This is a genomic window from Pseudomonas sp. LBUM1664 (genome assembly GCF_059695895.1).
This window is the reverse complement of sequence record NZ_CP166791.1, coordinates 2,819,544-2,842,595: the sequence shown is the minus strand read 5'-3', so window position 1 is coordinate 2,842,595 and position 23,052 is coordinate 2,819,544. Positions and strand designations below refer to the sequence as shown.

General features: G+C 62.7%; 11 protein-coding genes. All 11 read right to left on the bottom strand.

What is annotated here, in order from left to right; translation table 11 throughout:
- Positions 1–47: 47 nt before the first annotated feature.
- Positions 48–1,028, bottom strand: a complete 981-nt coding sequence (locus ACA047_RS13285; protein ID WP_497359642.1) for a LysR substrate-binding domain-containing protein — start codon at positions 1,026–1,028, stop codon at positions 48–50.
- Between the two features lie 105 nt (positions 1,029–1,133).
- Positions 1,134–2,078: a peptidylprolyl isomerase gene (locus ACA047_RS13280; RefSeq protein ID WP_497359640.1), complete on the bottom strand. Its 945-nt coding sequence runs from the start codon at positions 2,076–2,078 to the stop codon at positions 1,134–1,136.
- Entirely contained in the window at positions 2,075–2,554 is a 480-nt protein-coding gene (locus ACA047_RS13275; RefSeq protein WP_497359638.1) for a YbjN domain-containing protein, read from the bottom strand. Before ACA047_RS13275 ends, ACA047_RS13280 begins: the two co-directional genes overlap by 4 nt.
- Before the next feature lie 21 nt (positions 2,555–2,575).
- On the bottom strand, positions 2,576–3,223 hold the full coding sequence (locus ACA047_RS13270) for a DNA repair protein (protein WP_497359636.1): 648 nt from the start codon (positions 3,221–3,223) through the stop codon (positions 2,576–2,578).
- Positions 3,224–3,238: 15 nt separating this feature from the next.
- Positions 3,239–4,930, bottom strand: a complete 1,692-nt coding sequence (locus ACA047_RS13265; RefSeq protein ID WP_497359634.1) for a putative porin — start codon at positions 4,928–4,930, stop codon at positions 3,239–3,241.
- Between the two features lie 39 nt (positions 4,931–4,969).
- A complete protein-coding gene (locus ACA047_RS13260) occupies positions 4,970–5,674 on the bottom strand; it encodes a TonB C-terminal domain-containing protein (RefSeq protein ID WP_497359632.1) in 705 nt (234 codons plus the stop codon).
- A gap of 2 nt (positions 5,675–5,676) precedes the next feature.
- The gene (locus ACA047_RS13255; RefSeq protein ID WP_497359630.1) at positions 5,677–6,102 is read right to left on the bottom strand and encodes an ExbD/TolR family protein; all 426 of its coding nucleotides are present in this window, start codon (positions 6,100–6,102) and stop codon (positions 5,677–5,679) included.
- 10 nt (positions 6,103–6,112) lie between these two features.
- Entirely contained in the window at positions 6,113–7,912 is a 1,800-nt protein-coding gene (locus ACA047_RS13250; protein ID WP_497359628.1) for a DUF2341 domain-containing protein, read from the bottom strand.
- Between the two features lie 18 nt (positions 7,913–7,930).
- A complete protein-coding gene (locus tag ACA047_RS13245; protein ID WP_497359626.1) occupies positions 7,931–9,535 on the bottom strand; it encodes a ShlB/FhaC/HecB family hemolysin secretion/activation protein in 1,605 nt (534 codons plus the stop codon).
- Between the two features lie 26 nt (positions 9,536–9,561).
- Positions 9,562–10,164 carry a transposase gene (locus tag ACA047_RS13240; protein WP_497360340.1) on the bottom strand — a complete coding sequence of 201 codons (603 nt, stop codon included), beginning with the start codon at positions 10,162–10,164 and terminating at the stop codon, positions 9,562–9,564.
- 317 nt (positions 10,165–10,481) lie between these two features.
- Entirely contained in the window at positions 10,482–22,919 is a 12,438-nt protein-coding gene (locus tag ACA047_RS13235; protein WP_497359624.1) for a filamentous hemagglutinin family protein, read from the bottom strand.
- Between the last annotated feature and the right edge of the window lie 133 nt (positions 22,920–23,052).

Here is a 23,052-nt window from a genome sequence, read left to right as displayed (position 1 = left end):
GGGCAACATCACGCTCGGGCGCGTTCGCTCCCACAGGATGATTCTGGCTATGTTTGAAACCACTCTCTGCGCTCATCCAGCGTGTGCCGAATCAGTTCGACAAGCATCTGCACTTCTGGCATCTCTGGGGCCTGGATGCCCACAGCCATCCACAAATGACGCTGCATAGCGTATTCAAACAACCCCGGCAAGGCGATCAGGCCACGGTCGAAGTGGCTCATGTACTGCGGCAACAGGCCGATGCAGGCGCTGCAGCGAATCATTTGCAGCATCAACTCGTAGGATTGTACCTGTACCACACCGACGCGACGTTGCTCCATCAGCGCGTTCCATGGTGCGAAACTGCCCACCTGACGGTCCGCCTGCCATTGCACCAACATGTAATCGTTCAGGTCGTCCAGACAGTCCGGGCGGGTGGCCGGTCTTGAATAGCGTTTGGCGATGTGCGGTACATAGTCCAGCCGCGCCAGCCATTCTGGCGGTTGCGTGGAGAAGCTCGGCCCCGACACCGCCGCGTGCGAATCACTCAACCACAGCACCAGGTCGGCACTGACAGCTTGCAGCGACAGTTCGCTGTCCAGGGTGATGATCTGCAATCGCACGCTGGCGTTGCGCCGCAGCAATGAGATCAGGTCCCGGCCCAGGATGTCATGCAGGATCGACTCGGCCACGGCCAGGCGAATCAGCGGCTGATCGGCCAGCGGCGGCGGACCTCCGTGGGCCAGGGCGATCAACCGCGCTTGCAACTGCCGACCTTCGCGGCTGAGGGTCAATTCGCTGCCCTGGAAACTGAACAGCGGGCATTGCATCTGGGCCTCCAGGTGCGCCAACTGCTTGCGCAACCACGTCGCTTTGACGTTGAGGCTACGGGCCGCTTGCATGAAACAGCCGCAACGGGCGCTGACCAGAAAACACTGCGCCACATGAGGATCGACGCCGGCGGCCAGGGCCAGCCAAGGCTGTGGGGCACGCACTGGCACGCGATATTCGGTGACAGCCTGGCGTCCTGCGGGCTCGGTGAATGACATTGGTGACTCCCTGTCGGTTGTACGAATAAGCGGTTCAGCGCGATCAGTCGCAGCCAAAACACAAACCCCTCGCCACAAAAATGAACACACCCAACGTTGTCGAGGCTAAAGCGCCTCCTCCAACACCTTGCTCAACTGTGCGCCATCGATGCTCAGGGTCGCGGTGTCGAGCATGCCGTCCAGGTAGGCCTTGGCGATCTGCTCCTGGCGTTGGGCGCGCAAGGCCTGGGTCAGACGTTCGCGTACTTCATCCAGCGTGGCTTCCCGAGCCGGTTGTTGTTCGGTGAGCTTGATTACATGGAACCCCGCTGCACTCTGCACCGGGTCCGACACCGCCCCGATTTTCAAACGCGTCACCACCCCGCGCACTTGCGGCACCAGTTGCTGCAACGGTTGAAAGCCACTGTCGCCACCCCGCTCGGCACTGGCACGATCCTGGGAAAAACGGCTCGCCAGGGCGGCAAATTCAGCAGGCGACGCCTGGGCTTTTTTGCTCAGTTCCACCGCTTGCCGACGCACCGCCTCCACCGTTTGCGGCTCGGTCGCGGCAAGAAATATCTGGCTCACCCGGTACAATTCCGGCGCGGTCCAGTTGGCTTTCCCGGCGTCGTAAGCCTGTTTTAATTCTTCTTCACTGGGATATCCGGCCGGTACCTGGCTGACCGACTGCAAATAATCACGAAACACTATCTGCTCAGTAGCGATCCGAGTCTGGCGCTCAACTTCCGGTCGCTGCCGCCAGCCTTGTGCATCGGCCTGTTCCAGCACGGCTTTTTCCGCCAGTCGCGCACGGATCCAGCCTTCCAGCGCCGCTCGGTTGCCGCGCATTTGCTGGCGAACTTCGGGAGCCAGGGCAGCGAGCAAGGCTTTGAGCTCATCGGGGCTGACTTGCTGATTGCCCAACCGCGCCAGGCTTGGCGAATCGGCCGAAACAACACTGACGGTCTGTACCGCAGCCACCGGATCGCTGCCCGGCCTCAGGCCAAGCACCAGGGCCACGGCGACCAGACCCAATACGGCGGCACTGATGACAAAGGTCGGTTTTTTCACGATGTGGCGGCCTCCTCCAACGGGACCTCGGCGGGCTCGGCCTGGGTTTGCATCCGCGCCGCGTTCTGGCTGTATTCGCGCAGGTAGACGATGAATTCCTGCAACAGGCGATCCCACAGCTCGAGATTGCTACGCAAGTGATCGGCGCTCACGCCTGCCGCGACTACCACGTCCATTTCCATCACCAGGAATTCGCCCTGCAGCGACAACCGGGCAAAACGTCGCGAGGCGTTCCACAGCTCAGCCAACCCGGCCGGCAACTCGCCCTGCACGCGCAAGGCACAGCTGAAGGTGAAATCCAGATATTGATCAGGCGCAGACGCCAGGTTGCCGAAGCGCACCGCATAGCCGATGCCCTGGCTGGCGCTGAGCAATTGCACGATGCCGTTCTGCTCCGTTTCGTTGACCCGGTAACCGGCGGCTTGCAACAGCTCGGTCAAGGACTTTGGAGAAACGTATTCAATCAATGAAGTCATGGTCTGTTCTTCCTTGCGCTATCAGTGAGTGATCGAGGCCTGGGGCGCATCGAAACGGTTCTTGTAGAGGTCATCGCCAAAGCCCTGGGCCAGTTCTTCGAAACGTACCCGGGTCTTGGCGGCGAACGGCTGGCGGATTTTCATGATGTCGGTCACATCAATGGTTTCGTAGGCGTGCAGCAGCGTTTTGGCCACTTCGTACATCTGTTGATTCTTGACTGAACATTGCTGCACTTGTGTGTCGCGCTCAGTCAATTGCGCCGCCAGACGCGCGCGCTCGGTCTCCTTGCCACGGGCCAGGGTCAACAGTTCGTCATAGGCTTTCTTGAACTTGCCGATCTGCTCGTTGCTGGCCGCCACTTGGGCCTGGGCCTGGCTTTGCAGGCTTTCCTGGTGCCCGGCCAGTTGCTCATTCAGGGTCTGGGCCTTGCTCAACTGCGCCGTCAATTGCTTGATCTGCGCCTGGGCCTCCTTGGTTTGGTTTTGCGCGGCCTGTCGGGCGGCGCTGGCCTGGGCCTGCTCACTCTGCAGGGCTTGCAACTGGGCAGTGGTGCTGCGCAGCTGCGCCCGCAGGCGTTCCTCCAGGCCTTCGCCGTGGGCCGTGCCGCCCAGTAACAAGCCCAGCACCAGCAATGCGACCGGGCAATGGTTCATGGCTCGCCTTTTCATGAGGCCTCCCTGCGCTTAGAAGCGCGTGTTGATTTCAAGCTGCAAGACATCGATGTCGTACGGCGCGCCGTACACCGCTTCGGAACTCAGCCAGCGGCCAGTGGCGAAAACGTTGTTCGCCAAGCCGTAGTTGCCGCCCAGGAAGTAACCCTTGGCGTTGGTGCCGCCCAGGTGGAACGACGAATCGTTGAAGCCGTCCGGCAAGGCGTCCGGTTGGATGTACTTGTAGCCGGCGAACAGGTTCCAGTCGCCCTGACGCTTGAGCTCAAGCGCGCTGCCAAGAGTGAACTGGAGCATCCACGCATTGGCGCCGCTTTCCACCTCGCCGTTGCTGTCGACGTTGTTGGCAAACTGCCCTGCGGAGCGCTTGCGCATCTGGCCTTCGTCATAACCCAGGTTGTGCACGTAGTTGGCTTGGCTGCGCAATTTCAAGTCTTCGGGCAGATCGGCATCCCACACCAAATTCAGGTCCAGCAGATTGAACTCCGAGGCCAGGCCGACATATTGCGGCTCTGGCGTGGTGGACGGATTAAGCGGGTCTGGCGTGATGTCTCGCAGCAGGAACACAGTGTTGCCCTTCTGCATGAAGGCAATGCGCGAGCCATCGCTGTCGCAACCTGGGTCACCGGACCACGGTTCACACGGCGAAGAGCGCTGGCCTTCGATGTCGTCGAAGCGGTAATAGGCCAATGCGCCCTTGACCCGGTTGCTGTCGTTGATCGCCCAGTTCACCCCCAACTGCGCGCCGTACAGCCACTTGTTGTCGCTCTCCTCCTTGTCCGACCCGTTGCTGGTGCTGGTGTCGTTGGTGTACTCCACCGGGAACGCACCGACGGTGCCGAACAGGCCCCAGTCCTGGTTGAGCTTGTGGTTGAAAATCGCCGCCACACCATCGAAATTCAGGTCACCGGAATACAACAGGTCGGTGGAGAAAAACGGGTTGGCGATGCGCCCGCCCGTCAGGGTCAATTCGTCTGATGGTTTCCACGTGAGGTAGCCCTGGTCGAGCCAGATGTCTTTCTTGCCGAAACCGCCGCCCAGGGTTTGGGTGGTGGACACCGGGTTGTTGTCCGAGCCGGTGCCGATACGAATGCCAGCGGTCCATTCCGGCGAGATCACCGCCTTCATGCCCAGGCGCGCCCGTAGGCGGAACAAGTTTTCCCGGTCTTCGCGGGTGTTGAGCAGCGGCGGCAAACTGGAGTTGCTATTGGGGTTCACATCGTACGGACCTCTGTCATTGAGCCGGGCGAAGTCGACAATTTCGTTGCTGTTGGTGCCCGAGTAGTAGCGCGACTCGTCCCGCAGACGAATGTCGCCATCAAAACTGATGCGCGAGACCCAGTCCGGGAAAGTGTTGGGCTGGGCCCAGTTTTCCTGCTTGGCGGTGGCCATGACTTCAGCCTTGACCTGATCGCGAATCTGATCGCGCACGATGTTTGGCACGTATTGCACCCGCACGTCCCCCGGGGCGCCGGCGGGCACAGCAGCTACGGCCGTGGCCGCCTGGCGGGCCTGCACGGCTTCCCGCTCGGCCTGGGCGATCAGGCCATCGGCCTGGTCCTGTTTCAGCACGCCCTGCTGCACCAGCAAGCGGATAAGATTGATCGTGGCATTTTCCGAAGGTGCCGGGGCGGCAGCCGCGTGTCCGGCCAGGCTCAAGACAATCAGGCCGATCGTCCACGACAATCGATTCACATTGGAAATCATCTGCACACAGCTCCTGTTGGCAAACTTTCAATAATTCGGTTAACCCGGACGCCGTCCCTGCAAGGACAGGCGCACGGGCAAAGTCAGGGAGGCCGGTGGCCGCTCACTCAAATGGGGCGAGGCTCGCAGCGCGGCCATCACTTGTTCATCCACTTGCGGGTTGCCGCTGGACTTGACCAGCTCGACCCGAGTGATCTCGCCCACGGCGCTGAGCCAAACGTCGGCTTGCAGCGAGAACGCCAGGCTGCGCAGATCAGGGTTTTCCCGCAGCAAGCGCTGGAAGGTGAACGCCAGAAACTGGCTGTAAGTGCCGTTACCCAGCCGTCCGCCACCGGCACCGGCCATCCCGCCACCCTTGCCCGCGCCGATGTTGAAAGCGTCGTTGCCGGACTGAGCGTCGCCGTCCATCTGCATCGGGTTCGCCAGGTCATCGGCCGGTGACGGTGGCGCTTCTTCTTCGGGCTTGACCTCTTCGGGTTCCGGAGTCGGTTCTGGCTCGACCACCTTCTCCTCGACCTGGGGTTCCGGTTCCTTGGGTTTCTCCGGCGGTGGTGGTGGCGCAGGCGGCAACGGAATGATGGTTGGCACCTTCGGTGCCTCACGCCGCACGCCGCTCATGTCGTTGGCCCACTGCCACAGCAGCCAGGCCGCCACGGCACCCAGCAGCAGGCCAGCGGCCCACTTGAGCAGGCGCAGCGGTGAGGTTTTCACCGGGGGCGGGTTGATGGGAAGTTTGGCGGTCATGGTCAGCCCTGGCTCGGTTTGCCGGTCACCAGACCGACCTGGGACAGTTCCAGACGCCGCAACAGATCCAGCACTTCGATGACCTTCTGGTACTGCACCGCGGCATCACCGCGCACGATCACCGGAAAGTCCGGGTTCTGGGCCTTTTCGATGCGCAGGCGCTCTTCCAGCTCGGCCAGGGTCACCGGGTAGGCATCAAGGAATACCTGCCCGCCGTCATTCACCGAAATCGCCTTGGTCTTGGCTTCGGACAGCGACACCGAGGCGCTGGCCTTGGGCAGGTTGATCTGGATACCCGACACCTGCGCCGTGGCGGTGAGGATGAACATCACCAGTACCACCATGAGCACATCCACCAGCGGCGTGATGTTGATGCTGTCGACTGCGGCGTCATCGTCGTCATCGTGTGAAGCATTTACGCTAGCCATCGCGATTCCCTCAGGCCGGTACGGACGATTGGACGTGATGTTCACGGCGATGAGCCGATTCACCGGACTGACCTTCGCCGTGCATCTCCGCCAGACGCGTAATGAACTCGTCGACGAATACCCGCATGTCGGCGCTGACTTCTTTGTTGCGGGTGATCAGGCGGTTGTAGCCAAACAACGCGGGGATCGCGACGAACAGGCCCATGGCGGTGGCGAGCAATGCCGCGGCCATGCCCGGAGCAATCGCGTTGATGTTCACGTCACCGGCCATGGCGGTGCCGAGGAACACCACCATGATCCCCAGCACCGTGCCGAGCAGGCCAATGTATGGGCCGCCGGCGATCGCGTTGGACAGGGTCGAAAGCTTCGAACTGAGCTGCTGGTTTTCCCGGGTGCGCACGCCATCCATGGAGCAGCGGATCGCCTCGATGGTGGCGGCCGACACCGACGAGGTATCGGCGCCCTGCTCGCGGCGGGTGCGGATCTCCTTGACCGCCACCAGGTACAGGCGCCACAGGGATGAGTGTTGCAGGCGCCGGGCAAGGTCCTGGTCGTCGGCGAACATTTCCAGGCGTGTACCAATCCGGGCGAACTGTTCGCGGAAGGCTTCGTTGGCCGCGCTGAGGCGGCTGACCATGTGGTTCTTGCGGATCATGATGATCCACGACTGGAACATCATCAGCACCAGTACAGCGATGATCACCCAGGCATCGAGCGGCACGGCGTTGAGCAGAAAACCCAGACTACCGAAACCGAAACCGGACTGCTCTTCATCGACACCGTAGGCCACCAGTTTCGATTCGGCGCCCTGAGCGTTGGCGTCGGCCAACAGCAGCGGCGCCGGGCGGGCAACCTTGGACAGGCGCGCCTCGTCCATTGCCCCGCTGAACGGTGCGAATGCACCGGCAGAAACATCGGCCCCCAGGGCGATCGGTGAGTTGAACGCTGGCATCGCCACCGCCAGGCTCGCGGTTTCACGGCCGTTGACGTACAACACGACCCGATCCCCCGAAGCGGTCAACGCCAAGTGCTGCCACTGGCCGGGGTTCAGCGGTTGGGTCGAGACGGCGCGCTGATCATTGATCGCCACGAAAGGCACGCCCTGGTTCACACCGACCAACAGGCTGGTGGCCGCTTCGCGACGGGCCAGGACCATTTGCTCGCCGCTGGCCTGATCCTGGCGCAGCCAAGTGCTGAACGTGAACGCCGCGCCAGCGCTGTGCTGCAACGAAGGGCTGGCCGGCAACAGCAGCGGCTGGCCGTTGAACTGCAAGGCACGACCGATAACGCCGTCGATGCTGGTGCCGGTGGCGTCCTGAGCGTTGTTACCGTAAGCCGTGGTGTCCCGGGGCGGCACACCAGTGGCGCCGTCGAAGTGGTACAACGCGGTGTAATCCGGGTCGAAGGTCAACTGGCCGCTGCCGGTGGCTGGCGCCTTCTGGTTGCCGTAATACATCCACAAGTCCTGACGCTGGCCGCCCTCCACGCTCGGCACATCGACCCAGATCAGCGCCATGCCCATCAGCGGATCGAAGCTTTCGATCTGGTGATTGAGCACGGTCTTATCGTCGGCACTGACGAAACGCAGGTCCGAGCCATCGTCCTTGACGCCGTCGAAAGTGAAGTTCCCGGTGTGCAGGCGCACCAGCAGTGCCGTGCGACCCAGGGCCTGGGCGATCGCCGCGCCTTGGGGAGTGGTGTCCACCGAAATCTGTTTGCGGTAGTGCCAGTCGTCCTGCCACCAGGCATTGGCGGTGGCCGGGAGCACCAGCCCCAGGCAGATAAACAGGGATAACAATAAGCGTTGCATGGACATGACTCCTGGGTTTCAAAACGTCGCTTGCAGGTTGAAATGCAGGCGCGATTCCTGTTTCGAGGTGTTCGGCCCTTCGAGCAGCGGGTAGCCCCAATCGAGGCTGCCGGACAGCCATTTGCTCAGGCTCGCGCGGGTGCCTAGGCCGACACTGGCCAGGCTGTAATCGGCTTCCTGGTCGGGCAGTTCGTCGCGCAGGTACAACTGCGCGCCTTCAGCGAAGGCATAGAAGCGCCACTCCTGGACGTAGCTGCCGATAAATTTGGCGATGGACGGCGTGCGCAGCTCCTGGGACAGCAGATAGCCGTCGTCGCCGGTGCGCTCGGCGGCCAGGTAACCGCGCACCGACGTCGCGCCACCGGCGGAGAACTGCTCGTTGGAGACCAGCGGCCCGGAGGCCAGCTGGAACGCGGCCTTGGATGCGGTCTGCCAGTCATTGGCGAAGGTGAAGGTGTAACTGCCGTCACCCTTGAGCACCGCGAAGCTGGGGCTGGCGCGGTAGCGCTTGTAGTCAAAGTCTTCGTCGGAACTGCCGTAGCCCAGCAGGCTGCGAGTGCCCGCCACCAGGCTCAGGCCGAGGCCTAATTGGCTGCTTTGGGTGTAGCGAAGCCCGTTATAGGCAAAGGTGAACGGTGCGTACTTGAGCGGAGCCTTGTCGCTGTCGCCGCCCAGGTTCAGCTCTTCCTCGAAGTCCTTGAAATCCACACCAACGGAAAACGTATTGGCCCAGGTGCCACTGGACGGCAGGCTGTAGATAGCCGAAACGCCATACGAATGGCCCTTGCCCACTACGTTGGTGCCGCCGATGGTCGCCACGTTGCTGTCTGACTGATAACCGGAGAACTGCAAGCTCCAGCGCTCGTTCAATGGCGCGGTGTAGGAACCCGACCAGACCTTGGCGTTTTCGGTGTCCTGGGGCGCGGTGAAAAAGGTCAGCGAGACGCTGTGGCCCAGTTGCCAGAGGTTGTTGTAGCCCAGGCTGGCGACGGTGCGCAGCTTCTCGGTGTCGGCGCTGTAGTCGTTGTTCAGCCCCAGGCTGGCTTGCCACGGGTTCTGGTCCTCGACCTGCAAATCCACATCCATGGTGCCGGGCCGCTGACCTTCGCGCACCAGCGGCATCACTTGGCGTCCCGGGGTCTTGTTCAACTGCGTAAGCTCGGTCTGGACTTGGGCGAAATCGGGCACCTCGCCTTCCTTGAGCGCCGGCACCTCGTCACGGATTTCCAGGGGCGAATAGTGCTTGGCCCCGACTACGCGGACCCGGCCGACCTTGGTCTCGCTGACCTGCAAGTAGACGATGCCGTCTTCGACTTTCTGCTCCGGCAGCTCGACAAATACCGATTGATAACCGCGCGCCTGATAGACCTTTTGCAACGCGTCCCGGGCCCCTTCGATATCGCTCAAGGCTTTTTGCGGACCGAGAAACGGGTACACCGCTTCCTCGATGGCCCGGGCATCGAGCACGGTGTTGCCTCGCACGAAATACTCGTTCACGTCCACCAGGCGCGCCGGTGCCGCTTCGGCCTCCTGCTCCGCTTGCGCGGCGAACGCCGACGGTCCCCCGACCGTCAACAACAACCAGCCCCACAGCGCCGGCCGCGATTTGAAGAAATGCTCCACACCACCCCCTGAATTCAAAGTACCGCTCAATTGCTTGCAGTCGATGTCGTGGTGTGCCGGGCCAGCCAGGTGTGCAGCAGTGCGAAGTTCAGAGAGAACTCCGGCATTTGCAGCAAGGCGCCACAGAACACTTCACCGATTATTTTCTGGATGAGCCTCACCGCCCGCGCATCGCCCAGCAGCGTGGCGAGGTCTTTGCTCAAGACGTTGAAGCTCCAGACCTTCTGATTCAGGTCCAGGCCGACGAACCAGCGAAACAGCAGGTTGTAATTGAGTTGTTCGTAGAGTTGCTGCTCGCTGGGCACCGAATAGAGCAGTTGCAGCAAGAGGATATGCATGGCGGTTTGCGGCGCGATCAGCATCTGCGCGCCGGCGTTGAGGCCTTGCAGCACGTCGCGATGGTCGTCCAGCAGGTCGTCGATCTGCGGACGCAGCAACACCAGTGAATGGCCCTGCGGGATGTAGCTGGACACCTCCTTGAGCGCGCCCTGCCAGTCATCCTGAGAAACGATCCAGACCCACGGTGCGCCATAGCGATACACCGAAACCGGCTGCTTGCGCGCCGCCTCGACGATCTTCGACAGCCGCTGGTCAAGCTCTTGCATGCCCACTTTCGAATAACGTTCCATAGTTCCCATCGCCTCACTCCCGGCTTCGCGCCCCGGTTCCAAACGACCCTGCAGGTCCCTCGAACACGTCACACAGGCATGACGGGAATGGCGATGTGCTACCGAACTTTTGTCATGAAAGCTTCATTTGGGAGGGTGGTGAGGCTCGCTGATTCTTTGTGGGAGCGAGCCTGCTCGCGATGGCGGTGGCAGCGTCAACATCAACGCAAGCTGAACCACCGCTTTCGCGAGCAGGCTCGCTCCCACAGGGATGGGTGTCGGCCGCAAAGCTTCTGCCCCCCCGGCTCGCGAATGGGGCAGCCTCGGCCTGCAATCGCTTACAAACTCAACCGCCCCCGCTCGTCCTCGGTCAACCGCTGCCGGGTCTGTTCGTCCAGGGGCCCGGCGCCCAGCACTTGCACTGGGCTGGCGGGGTCGTAGGCTCGTGGTGCTTCGCGGTTGGCGCCGTCTCGCGACGGGGTCAGTTGTTCGGAGCCGAAGCTCACCACCTGCACGCTGAATACCGACGCCTGGTTCTGCCGCGCCGCCGCCTGCTGCTGGCGGGTCACGTCTTGCGCCGCTTGCGTGGCCGAGGTGGCCGCCGAACTGGCGGAGGTGATGGCGCCGGTATTAACCGAGGCCGCCAGCGGTACACCGGAGGATTTGCCCTGGGTCTGGATGTTGGCCGCGTTCACCACGCTCAACGCCGCGATGTTCACGTTACCCGACACCCGGATCCCCGCCTCGCCCGCATCGATGGTGCCCAGCGGCGCGATCAGGTCGATGTCACCGGGAGCCACCTCGGCAATCGGGTTGAGGGTGGCGATACCCGCCCCGGTACTCGGTACCGAAGGCGACAAGGTCACGTTACCCCACGTGTCGTACAGCCGCTTGGGCGGGGTGTAGACCACGGTGGTTTTCGATCCGCGACCGGCGTTGATATCGCCTTGGGCCGACCAGCCGAGAATCGAGCCGCCAAAGGTCGTCATGATCCGACTCTGCCCCAGCAGAATGCTGTTCTGGGCATACAACTGGATATCGCCCTCACCCTGGGTGATGACCCCGGCAGTGGACGGCGGTGCGTTGCCCTCGATACCGAAGGTCTGCCCACCACCCGGGGTAAGCATCTGGATGCTGCCGCCGAAATCAGTGTGCACCCCCGCTCCGCCGAACAGGGTGATGTCGCCCTTGTAGGTGATCGCATTGCCCGCCACGTCCTTGGTCGGGAACAACAGGGCGATGGCCTCACGACCCCGCAAGTAGCTGCCCTCGCGCACGCCGCCGGCTTCGTTGTACTCGCGGCCACCGGCCTTGAGTTCGGCAAAATACACATCGCGGGCAAACACCCGCTGCTGCTCGGCCGGCAGCGCCGCGAAGTAGCTGCGGGCCTGGTCGGTATTGCCGATGAAGCCGTAGCGTTCTTCCAACCAATCGAGCAGTTCAGCCTCGTAGGTCTTGGCGACCTTGCCGTCCTGATTTGCCAGGGGTACACCGGCCAGGGCCTGGTTCGCCGGGTCCAGATAAGCCTTGACGAAGCGCTCGTAATCCGGCCCGTTGAGGCCCGCACCGGCTTGCAACACCAGGCTAGCACCGGGACGTGAATCCCCCGGTACCACGGCGCCAAGGCTGGTGATGCTGACCTTATCTTCCATCAGCAGATTGCGTCCGGCGGTGATTTCCAAGAGGCCGGGACCGGCGACGTTGAAGTTGCTATAGAGGATGTCGCGCCCGGCTGAAACGATGGAGATGTCGGTTGGGTTGTTGTGGATGAAGAGGTTGCCGGCGCTGGTGTATTGCCCCTCGTCGGGGACGCCACCATGGCCGCCGCTCAACGGTGTCCCGCTGCTGACGATGTCTCGCCCGGCCATCATCCACACCGCCCCTGTACCTTCGTAGTAGGTCTGCCCGAGGCGGCTGTCGTTCGAGGTGGTGAATGTCATCGCCCGCCCGCTATTGACGGCCAGCAAGTCTCCGTCAAGCGCATAGAAGCGAGCGGGATCGGTATTGAGGCCCCATTCACCGGAGGTACTGCTGCTGTCAAAGGCAAACAATGGCAGTTTAGCCGTAGAGGCCGCACGGTTTCCGTCGGCGGAGAGATTACTGACCACCACACTGCCATCGACGAGCCCCATAAAGGCTGGCTGCAATGGTGTGGCCAGGGCCGCGGAGGAGGCACCGGAACGACTGACCGTCAGGTCGCCGCCATAGATGGAGTCGCCGGCCAGAAACTGCAATTCGCTATTGGTGCCGGGCGCAAGCAGCAGGGCTGAACGATAGCTGCCATCGTAACCACCAGTACCAACATTTTTAGCCTGACCATAGTAGAGGCTGCCGCTGGCCGCAACAGCGCGCAGAATAGAGGGATAGACCACCGCCAAATCAGTTTCATTCGCTGATGTCAAAGGCGTCAGATTTCCCCCTGATGACCATAAGTCCACTGCCGTATTGTCGGTCCATAACGTAAACCAACTCACGCCCGATCCGTTGGTGGTGCCGTTGCTATAGGGCGAAAAGCTCATCATCGACGCCCGGCCCGGGTCGACAACGTCCTGCACCACCAGGTCGCCCTGTGTCGACAGATTGAAGGTGGCATCGCCCGGCACCAAGGTCAGCCCACCCGTTGCCTGGCTGCGTGTGGCCTGGAACGAATCGTAGGCCCGCGTTTCCCCAGGGGATTGGTCGGCCACCTGATTGCCGTAGTGCAACTCGATACGACCGATGGCGCCGCTGTCGATCTGGACATGCCCCCGCAGGTTGATAACCGCGCCATTGAGATTTCCGCTCGTGAGCTCGCTAGCAGGGTTCAACGCTCCGCCCACCTGCAAATTGAGGTCACCGCCACCGGTCAACTGCAGACTGCCATCGGCCCCCACACGCCCGGTGCTGCCCACCGCCAGCACCAACCCCTGGCTGCGACTGTTGCTGCCAGGTTCAAGGCTACTCCCCGCCAGTTGATCAACCACCCCGGCATCACCCGCCACCTGAACATTCAGGTTACCGCCACCCAGGGTGCCGAAGCCCGTAAACCCGACCATCAGATCGGCCTTGCCATCTTGTGCTGCGGTGTAAGAGCCAAAATTGATCCACCAGGCGGTGGGTTGTGCCTGGGTGCCGGTGTCGACTGAACCGTTGCCTTGGCGCCACAGCCAGTTTCCAACATTAGCAGTGTCATAACCGATATCGGGGGAATTGGGTCGCCCTTGGCTGCTGCTGGACACATCCATACTGTTGCCAATCAGGTTTCCGCCCACCTTCAAAGTCAGGTTGCCGCCAAAGTCCGGGTACCAGGCGCGGTAAAGGCTGTTGGTACCCCCATCCACGAATTGCTCGTTTTCACCGAATGCATCATTGAGCACCGTACCTGCCGCTCCCTGCGCCTTGGGCTGGTTGTACGGGTCGTTGGCATAAGTCTCACTGGCTGAACTGCCAGCGGTGTAGACGCCGTACAGCGAATCCATTTTCAAATCACCCGCCGACAGCAGCTCAAGGTCTGCCGAGCCGGTGCGAATGACGCTCCAGCGCTGGCTGCCAGCCTCATACTCAGGTGCTCCGCCCACCTCACAAAGATAAGGGTTGTCGGTACATAGCTCGGGATAACCGAAGGCGTCAAAGTCAACCGGCTGTCCCGCCATACTGGTGTCACCAAAATACTCCAGCGATCCTTCTTCGGACCACACCATCATCGCTTTGCCAAACATGCCGTAGTGACTGTCTGCCAGATGAAGATCACCACCAGCCAGTAGGGGCTGCACGATACGACTGTCCGCCGCCTGCGTATCGGCACCGGCCACCAGGCGCAGTGACCAGGATTGCGAGCCCTCGGCCAGCATCGGTGCGATGGCCCAGTTGCTCCCCTGACGCCCCGCCACTTCGGGACGCAATTGCACCGATTCAACCCCGGACGGCAACTTGATGTCGGTGCCCGATGGAATCTTCGAACCGATGTTCAGAGCCAGGTTGCCGTTGAGGCGCAGGACGTTGGACAAGGTATTCGGTGCATTGGCTATATCGGGCAGCGCAACGCCTTTAGGCCAGATCAGCCCGCGTACCGTCGTGCTATTGCTCAGCAGACTGCCCGCCCCCAGCACCGAACCGGCCTCCAGGGTCTGCCCCGCGCTGAGCAGGGTGCCGGCGGCGAACAACAGATTCCCGGACGCATCATGCACGGCCGCGGCCAACACGGTGCCGGCCGGCAACTCCAACGGTTGGTCAAGTGTTGCCGCCACCGGCAGACGTGTTCCGGCGGCCAGGGTGGCGCCCTTGAGTGGCACGTCGTAGTTGAGCACCGAGCCGGCCGGAAACGCCGTACCGTCTGCCAGCGTCACGCCGCTACCGGGCACGACGATGTCGCCCGCCGCAAAATCAATGCCCGGCAACAGCACCCAGCCCTTGTCGTCATTGGTGGCGGGCGGCTGCTCAAAACCGTCGTTGATGCTGCCATAGATATTCAGGTCGCCACCGGCCCGCAGTGTCAGGCTGCCGGACTCACCGGAACCGTAGACAGCGGTTTTCTGGGTGTGCGGATTCACGCTTGCATAGCGATAACCCGACAGGTCCAGGTCACCCTGCACCACCAGATCGCCGTCGGCCGTCGCGCTGACGATCTCGACGCCGGGCCGCAGGTGGAACGCATCGGCATAGCGAGCGTTATTCAGGCCGGCGAGTTTGCGCTGCATCAGGTCGCCGTTCGCCAGGGCTGCGTTGATAAACGCAGTGCTGTCCTGGTGCTTGCCATCCAGGTACGCCTGATTGATCACTTGATAAGGACGACCGTTGGCCGCCGGATCGCTGCCCAGCGGAGCGTCGTTGTACTGCCAGGTGCCGTTGACAGCGATGGACCGCGCGCCCTGGATATCCAGGCTACCGCTGGCATCGATAGCAATATCGCCGTAGGTGGCATCCGGCCCGGCGCGCCGGGCATTGAGTTCCAAGGTGCCGCGAGCACGACCGTCATGCTGCCCGGCCGGTGCCTCGGTGCCATGGCGCAAGTCGATACGCGCACCGTCGGTCAGGGTCAGCACGCCAGCGCGGGAGGTCAGATCGACGATGGCACGGTTCGGTGAGTCGATGATCTTGCCATAGCTGTCCACGCGAAGACGGTTGCCGTGGGCATCGAGCACCGCGTTGCTGCCCAGGGTCAGGGAGCGCCCGGCGGCGAGACGGATGCTGCCGACCCGCTCGCCACTGGCGTCCACCGTGCCATTGACTAACAGGCTGCCATTGTCCAGGGACACGTCGATGGACGAGGCCTTGAGTTCGTTACCGATTACCAGGTCGCCCTGCTTGAGCTGGAAACCACGGGAACCGAACACCTGCCCGTCGTTCAACCGTTGGTTCAATGCCGCGAACTGCTCGCTGAGGCTGCCGCTGCCGCCCAGGTGTTGGGCCTGGATCTCCACGCCGCCGGCCAGGTACGGCATGGTGGTGCCTCCGGCGTCATATTCGCCGGTGCTGCTACCCAGAATTCGCCCTTGCAAGTCGACCACCCCGGCCGCCGCGTCCAAGGCCACGGCACTGAGCCGGCCGGCCTCGTTATTGCTGGCAGAGAGGTCGATGCTCGATCCGCCGGCCTGGAGAATATTGCCGTTGCGGCTTTGCAGAATCACCTCGCCACCGGCGCTGTAGCGCGTCACATCGTTAAAGACGACCGCGCGACCAGCCACATCGATCAAGGCCTCATCGGCGAGGGTCAGGTCATGGGTCGCGCTCAGGGTCAGCTTGCCGCTGGGCAGCACCACCGCGCTGGCCAGGTTGAGACTGGCACCGTTGAGAGACAACTCTGCACCCTGCCCGGAGATGCTGCCCGGTTGAACGGTCGCTCCGGTCACATTGACCGCCCCGCCCGCCGTGATGCGGTTGACCGAACCGGCTTCACCGGTCAGCAACGGGGTGACGATATTCAGGTTGCCGCCGCTGTAGGCGAAGCCGCTTTTCGGGTCATACACCCCCTGACTTTGATACACCGCCAGGCTGCCCTTGTGATTGGCGGTCAGGCGCTCGCTGGCGCTGAGGTTGACGTTGGCGAACCCGAGGGCCAGACGATCCAGGGTGGTGACGGAACTGGGTTGAGCGAACTCACCGTAACCGAACTCGATGCGCTGGGTCTGGATGTCCAGGCGGCCGGCACCGGTGCCAGCCCCGCCGGCAATCACCGACCCCGGCGCATCGACGGCACCGTTCCAGATCAGGTTGGCGGTACGAATAGTCGCCACGTCGTCGGCGCTGCCGGCGCCATAGATGGCCGGGGTGCTGAGCATGAGGTTGCTCAGCCGCGACTTACCTGTCGTTGAGTCATAGGTATCGAGGCTGACGGTGCCGTAGAAATTCAGCGCCTCGCGGGCCGACAGTTCAAGGGTTTCCAGGGCCGGCGCGCCGTATTCGGTGTCCCCGCGCAACAGGCGATCGAGCACCGTCTGGCTCAAAGTCAGACCGGCCGGCAGGACCTGACGCCCCGCCGCGTCGCTCAGGGCCTGGGCGGTGCCGACATTGATATTGCTCAGGGCCAGCGTCAGGTGACGGGTGCCGTAACGTACCTGATCGCTCAGTTCCAGGCTGCTACCCGAGGCTGCGACAATACTGCCTTCGGAGTGAATCCGTGTGACGCCACTGCACGGCGTCAAGCTGCACCCACCGATGTTGACCGAGCCGCTGGAGCCCGACAGAGGAGCCAGTACATTGAGCAAGCCATTGGAGGCGGCCAGCAAGCTGTAATTCTGGAACTTCACATTGAGGTTATAAATAAACCCGTCACGGGCATCGTAAGCGGCCTCGCCCCGTCCGATGGTGTTAATGGCGGCGCCTTGTTCCACCAACAGCTCGCCGCCGTCGGCCAGCAGGAAAACCTCCGGTGCCGCCAGGGTCGCGCCTTCACGCAGGGTCACACTGCGCGACACCCTTTGCGGAGTGATGTAGTTGCCGCCCTGGCCATAGAGAATTGCAAACTGGCCACCGATCACTTGGCGCGAGGCATTCAATGCATTGAGGCTTTCGGCATTGAGCGTTACGCCCTCGAAACCATCCGTGGCCCCCTGTCCATCGGCGACCACCTCCAGCGCTTTGCCGTTGCTGCCGACCACCGCGACAGAACCGCCGTATCCATCCGTTTGAGGCGCGAACTTGCCGGTCCCTTTGAAGGAAAACGCCTGATCCCCCGCGCCCTCGGCCAGGCTCAACTTCAACGTCTTGGCGTCCACCGGCAACAAAGCCCTGGGGACACCCAAACGGGCGGCGTCAGCCACGGCAAATTGGGCGTAGCTGGTTTCGTTGTATTGCGAGTAACGACGCAACACCTCACCCGAAGTCACGATAACCTGGCTGGACAAACTGTTGCGCTGCCCGGTATTGGCCACCGACAGCACCCCGGCGGTGGTCCAGGAACCGTTGCGCATCTGTTGCGCACCGGTTGTGGACGCCTGGCCCGCCAAACCATTGATCTCGACCCGGAACGCCCCCGGCACCAAGGCATAGGTGGAGGGCATCAGCGTATAGGTACCGGCAGCCAGCCCCGGCACACCGGCGCCTATGGTGATTTGCTGGCCCACGTTCGGGTCCACCGCGCCGCCTTCAGGGGCCACCGGTGCGTACGAACTCTGATTGCCCGGCACGATGGCGTAGACCGGATTGCTGGACAGGCCCGGCAAGGTAAAATCGCCACTGGCGCCGATTTGCACCAGTGGGTTGAAACGCGCGTCAGTGGAGCCGCCACGGCCGGAGATGAAACCGGCGCCGAGCAGTTCACCGCCACCGGACAGATCGACGACCGAGCCTTCCTGGGCCGCCACCGACTGACCGCCAAGAATGATGCCGATGTTGATGTCACCGTTTTCGGAGGCCACGGCGCCTTGCCCCAACAGCACCACGTTTTTGCCGGCGTACTGGTAACTCTGGTCGTCCACGGTACCGCCGTAAGGTAAAACCAGTCCCAAGCCACTGACCGAGGTCAGGCTGTCCGGTAAAAGGTCCACCCGAGCGCTGACGCCGGTGCCGGCATCGTTGGTACCGACTTCAACCAAGCCCAACGGAGCCCGAACCACCCCGCCCTGCTCGATCTTCGCGCTGCCCAGTTGCAAGCGACCGAATACCGAATACGGCACTTGCGGCGTCTCCTGGGTGGTCCGTCCGATGACCAGACTACGCGCAGGGTCGTAGAGGCTCGCGCCGTTCGCAGCTTCACCCCAGCCATACCCAGCCAATACCCGGGCACCGACCCCGGTTGCCGGATACAACTGCGCCGCTTGCAGGATCATGTCCGAAGGGGTCAGCAATTGGGTGGTAAAGCCTGCCGGCAATCCTTCGCTGGAGGACCCGGCCAGGAATCGTAAATCACCCCGGCTGCTTAGCTGGACCCGGTCGAAACCGGCGCGCTCCAGCTCGACTGTGGTGCCGTCGGCCTGCTTCAGCGTGCCTTTGCTGCTGAACATCACACTGCCCTGCACATCCAGCAGATCCGCGTTGACGGAAAACACCGCCTTGTTCGCCAGCAGCGACACACCGCCACCCTCGATCACTGGCCGGGTATAAGGGTCAAAGCTCGGTCGACTGGTCGCCAGTCCCGTCGCAAGTGCCAGCAACACGTGGGGGGCATTGAGTTCGACCCGGGTATTGGCTAGCGCGGTTGCGCTCAACCCAAAACTGCGGGCGTACAGGCTCAGGCTCTGGCCCAGGGACATCGACAGGTCACCATCGACACTCATCAGGCCGTTGCTCAACAGAGACAGACTGTCGAAACCACCGGCCTGGACCTTATCGACACCCAGACGACCGTGACCGTAGACCAGCGAATCCGCCGAGGTCTCGGCCGTATCGCTCAGCGCGCTGGCCTGGGTGTTTTGCTCCAGCACCAGCTCACGCGCCTGCATGACCCGGTCATTGACCGCGCTTTTGGAGTAATAAGGGGTCTCCAGCGCCACCGCCAAACTCCCCCCCGCCGCCCCAACACCGCCCGAGCGAGCCTGGAATTCACCGTCCAGGTACAGACCATTGGCCGAGGCCAGGGAAATACTGCCGCCGTCGCTCGCCACCAACGTGCGCCCCTGGCCGGAGATATCCAGCACGGCCTGGCTGCCATCCGCTTGCAGACGGGCACCGTCGCGCACTACCACAAATAATTCGGACGCCGAAGTCGATCCTTTCGCGGCATCAATTTGACCGCCAATGACAATCTGACCGCCATCGTGCACCAGGCCGTAGGTCTGGCCGCGCACGTCCCGGGCAGTCACCGCCCGACTGGAGACATCGATCAATGCTTGCTCCCCGAGCCAGATCGAGCGGCCGTGGCCCTGGGCATTGACCTGATCGCGGACGGTATCACTGACGCTCAGCTCGGTGAGATTGACCCGACCACCCCAGGCGTTGAGGGTGCCGTTGGCGGTCAGTTGACCGATGCTGCGCACATCGATGCTCTGGCCCGGATCTACGCTGATTACACTGCCCTTACCCAGGCTCAATACCGTATTGGCCATGTCGGTCGCGCTGGAGTTCAGGGTGCCGGCGGTGAGGCTCAGGCTGGCACCGTCGCGCTGAGTGAGGACGCCCTTAATCGCATCCTCCTGATACAGCTCGGGTGTCCAGCGCTGCAAAGCGTCTGCCGGTTCTGCGTCGCTGCCCGTGCTCAATGCTTGCTCGCCGAAACGGTACACTGGCATCGTCACATCGACCCGGGTCCCTTGCGCCACCGTCAGGCCCTGGTTGCCAGTGATGTCATAGGCCGAAAAACCCTTGTCAAAGAAATCGCCGCCCAGTTGCAAGGTGCCGGCTTCGAGCGTCGAGTCACTGTTACCGATCAGCACTTTATTGGCCGACAGTTTCAAGGTCCCGCCGCCGCTTACCCCGGTGCCACGCAATTCACCGTCCAGATTCAAGGCACCGTTACCGGACGATGCGTTGGTACCCGCGGTCAGGGTCAGGTCGCCGCCCTTGCCGCCGTGAGTCTTGCTGTCGGCCGTGACGTCGGCACCGGAGGAGACATCGATCAGAGTGCCCTGGCGCACATCGATATCGCCGCTGCTACGCACGGATACGGTACCGCCGTTGATGAACGGCAGCCCCTCGCGGTCGTTGCCGTCAAGCAGCAGATTGCTCCACAGCCCGGCGGTGTTCAGCGTAACGCCCTCGCCCAAGGTGACCGCGGCTCGAGTGCCTGTGGCGGACGAGAGCACGACATCTTCCATCTTGAAATTATCGGTTCTGATCTGGTTAAGCACGTTACCCAAGGCAATGCGACCGCTGCGGGCCGTCAGGTCGGCGTTCACCTCGACCTGCGGCGCGTAAAGCGTGATGTCGCCGCCATCGGCTACCTTGAGCGCGCCATCGACCTGAATGCCTTCACGCGCCGCGACCTTGACCGCTCCGAGCTGGAAGCCATTGAGCAACTCGCTGTCCAGCACCAGCTTGCCTTGCCGATCGGTGCCGACCGCCGAGGTCAGGTCCAGCCCCGCAGCAATCTTGTCCGTCACTTTGCCAAGGGTGACCTGATCGACCGTGGGGTTCAGGCCACTGTTGATCACGCCGCTGGTCTTGTCGTAGATCGGCGTGTAACTGCCCACCAACAATTGAGCTCGTCGGGCCGCGGCGTTTTGCGATTGCTGATAACCGTCGAGGTTGAGGTTCGGTGCCTGGGTCTGGCGTTCGCCCTGATAGACCTCGCCAACGATCTGGCCTTCCAGCACCGCGTTGCGGGTCGACACCACCAGCTTGCCGGCATCGCGGCCGACGGTGTAACCCGATTCAAAACGCTCGCGAGGAGCGATCAGGGGATTGTAGAAATAATCGGTCTGGCCCCAGCGCTGGCTGTGGTCCTCATAACCTTGGTAAATGCCGGTGTAGAGGATGTCCCCCGGTGCCTGGGACAATTCATACAAACGCCCATTTTCGCCCTTGAGCCAGGACTGGTGCAGGTAACCGCTCTGCACATCCAGGGTGCCGCCGGATAAGTTCAGTTGAGCGGCCTGCTGGGTCACCACATCGTTGCCGGTGAACGTCAGGGTTCCGCCCTGGGCCGCCCACTCACCGACGCTGTGCCCTTGAGTGCCCAAGTAACCGCTGACTTCCAACAACCCACCGGCGGTGTACCAGCGGTCCGTGGCGTAACCGTTGGTGCCGGCCGGGACATAGACCAAGTCGCGCACGTCCACCCACACATCGCTGTTGGTCAGATTGCCGCCCTCGCGGTTGACCGAGGCGTCGCGCTGCTCATTGCCCTGAACGTTGACCTTGACGGAGTTGGATTCCATCGCCACCTGGACGCCAATGGCGCCAGACACATCGATCACCGCGCCATCGCGCACCAGGCTGCGACCGGCGGCGCTGACCGCGACCTGGCCGCCGGTGGCCAGGGTGATGGAACCGTTCTGAAAGTCGACACTGCCGCCGCTGACGATCTCGACCCGGGACTGGTCGGTACGGTCCACGACGCTGCTGAGGTTGTTGAACTGACCGGTGATCAGGTTGTTCGGCGTACCGTCCAGGCCGGCGGGCCCGGCGTCGCGCTGACTGTCCAGGGCACTGCCGCTAGCGGCGTCGAGGAGTACGGCGGTGGTGCTGCCCTGCCCCAGGGTCACGCTGCCGGTGCTGTCGCTGATAGCGTTGAGCAGGTGCACGGTGCCGCGGATGTCCACCGAGCTGCTGGCGACCGCAACGCCGTTCTGCTGCACCTGATGCCCGGTGAGGGTGATGTCGCCGGTGCTGGCCTGGATCAGGCCGCTGTTGATTACCGTACCGGCGCTGCTGCCGGCCTTAAGAGAGGTTGCGACCTCGTTGCCACGGGTGGTGGAACGCAGGTTGCCACTGGTGCCCTGGCCGCGACGGATATAAAAGTTGTCGCCCGCCGCCAGGGTGGTCTGGCCCTTGGCGGTGATGATGGAACCGGCGTTCTCCACTTCCGACCCCAACAGCAAGGCATAGCCGCCTGCCTCGGTGGAGGTGGCGGCGCGGTGGGTTTCGATCTGTGCACCACGCTGCACGTCGACCTTGCCGGCAGCATCGGTAAAGGTCGGCTGGGTACCGGTGGCATCGACGTACAACCCGCGCTGACTGAACTGCTCATCACTGATGTTGGCCGCCACCGCCGCCAGGTTGCGCACGTTGACCTGGCTGCTGCCACTGAAAATGATGCCGTTGCGGTTGACCAGCATCACCGTGCCGTTGCCCTTGATCTGGCCTTGGATCTGGCTCGGTCGGGCCTGGGGGTCGTTGACCCGGTTGAGCACCGCCCAGTCCGATTGCTGCTGGAAATCCACCGTGGTGTTGCGCCCGACGTTGAAGGTTTCCCAGTTGAGAATCGCCTTGTCGGCGGTCTGCTGGATCTGCACCGTGGTCTTGCCGTCGGCTTGGGTCTGCTGTGGCGCGTTGGCGTTGAGCCAGCCCTGGGTCAGGCTGTTGTCGACTTTCAAGCCGCCCTCGCCCAGGCCATCGGGTATGGTCTGTACCTGCCCGAGCGCGGCTTGCCGCCCCGCCGCCTGCGCCGCCTGCTGGGCCGCGATGGCGGCCACGGTGTTGTTGAGGTTGGTCAGCGAGCGCTGCAACTGGGCATTGGCCCGTTGCTGTTGCGCCAAGGGCGGTGACATTCCTGACGTTCCGGTGGTGGGCCGCGCCGCGCCACTGGCCTGAGCCGCACCCTTGGACGCAAACCAGGAAGAACTGAACGCCGTGGCCGCCTGGGCATTGCCGGCCACCATCAACAGCGCAATGGCCTGGGCCAACGGCTTGAGCCGCCACATCAACAACTCGCCATCGCGATGTGGAGCATTCAGTTTCGTCTGGGGTTTGCAGCGCAGCATCCTACTTATCCTTTCGGTTTGCTCTAGGAGGTCGCAACGCGGTGCCATCAAGCTGCCAGCGTCGCTTATAGGTGATAGGCGGTTGAAGTCGACCGGGACCGAACGGATGTCACGAAAACTTCATGTGGCTGTG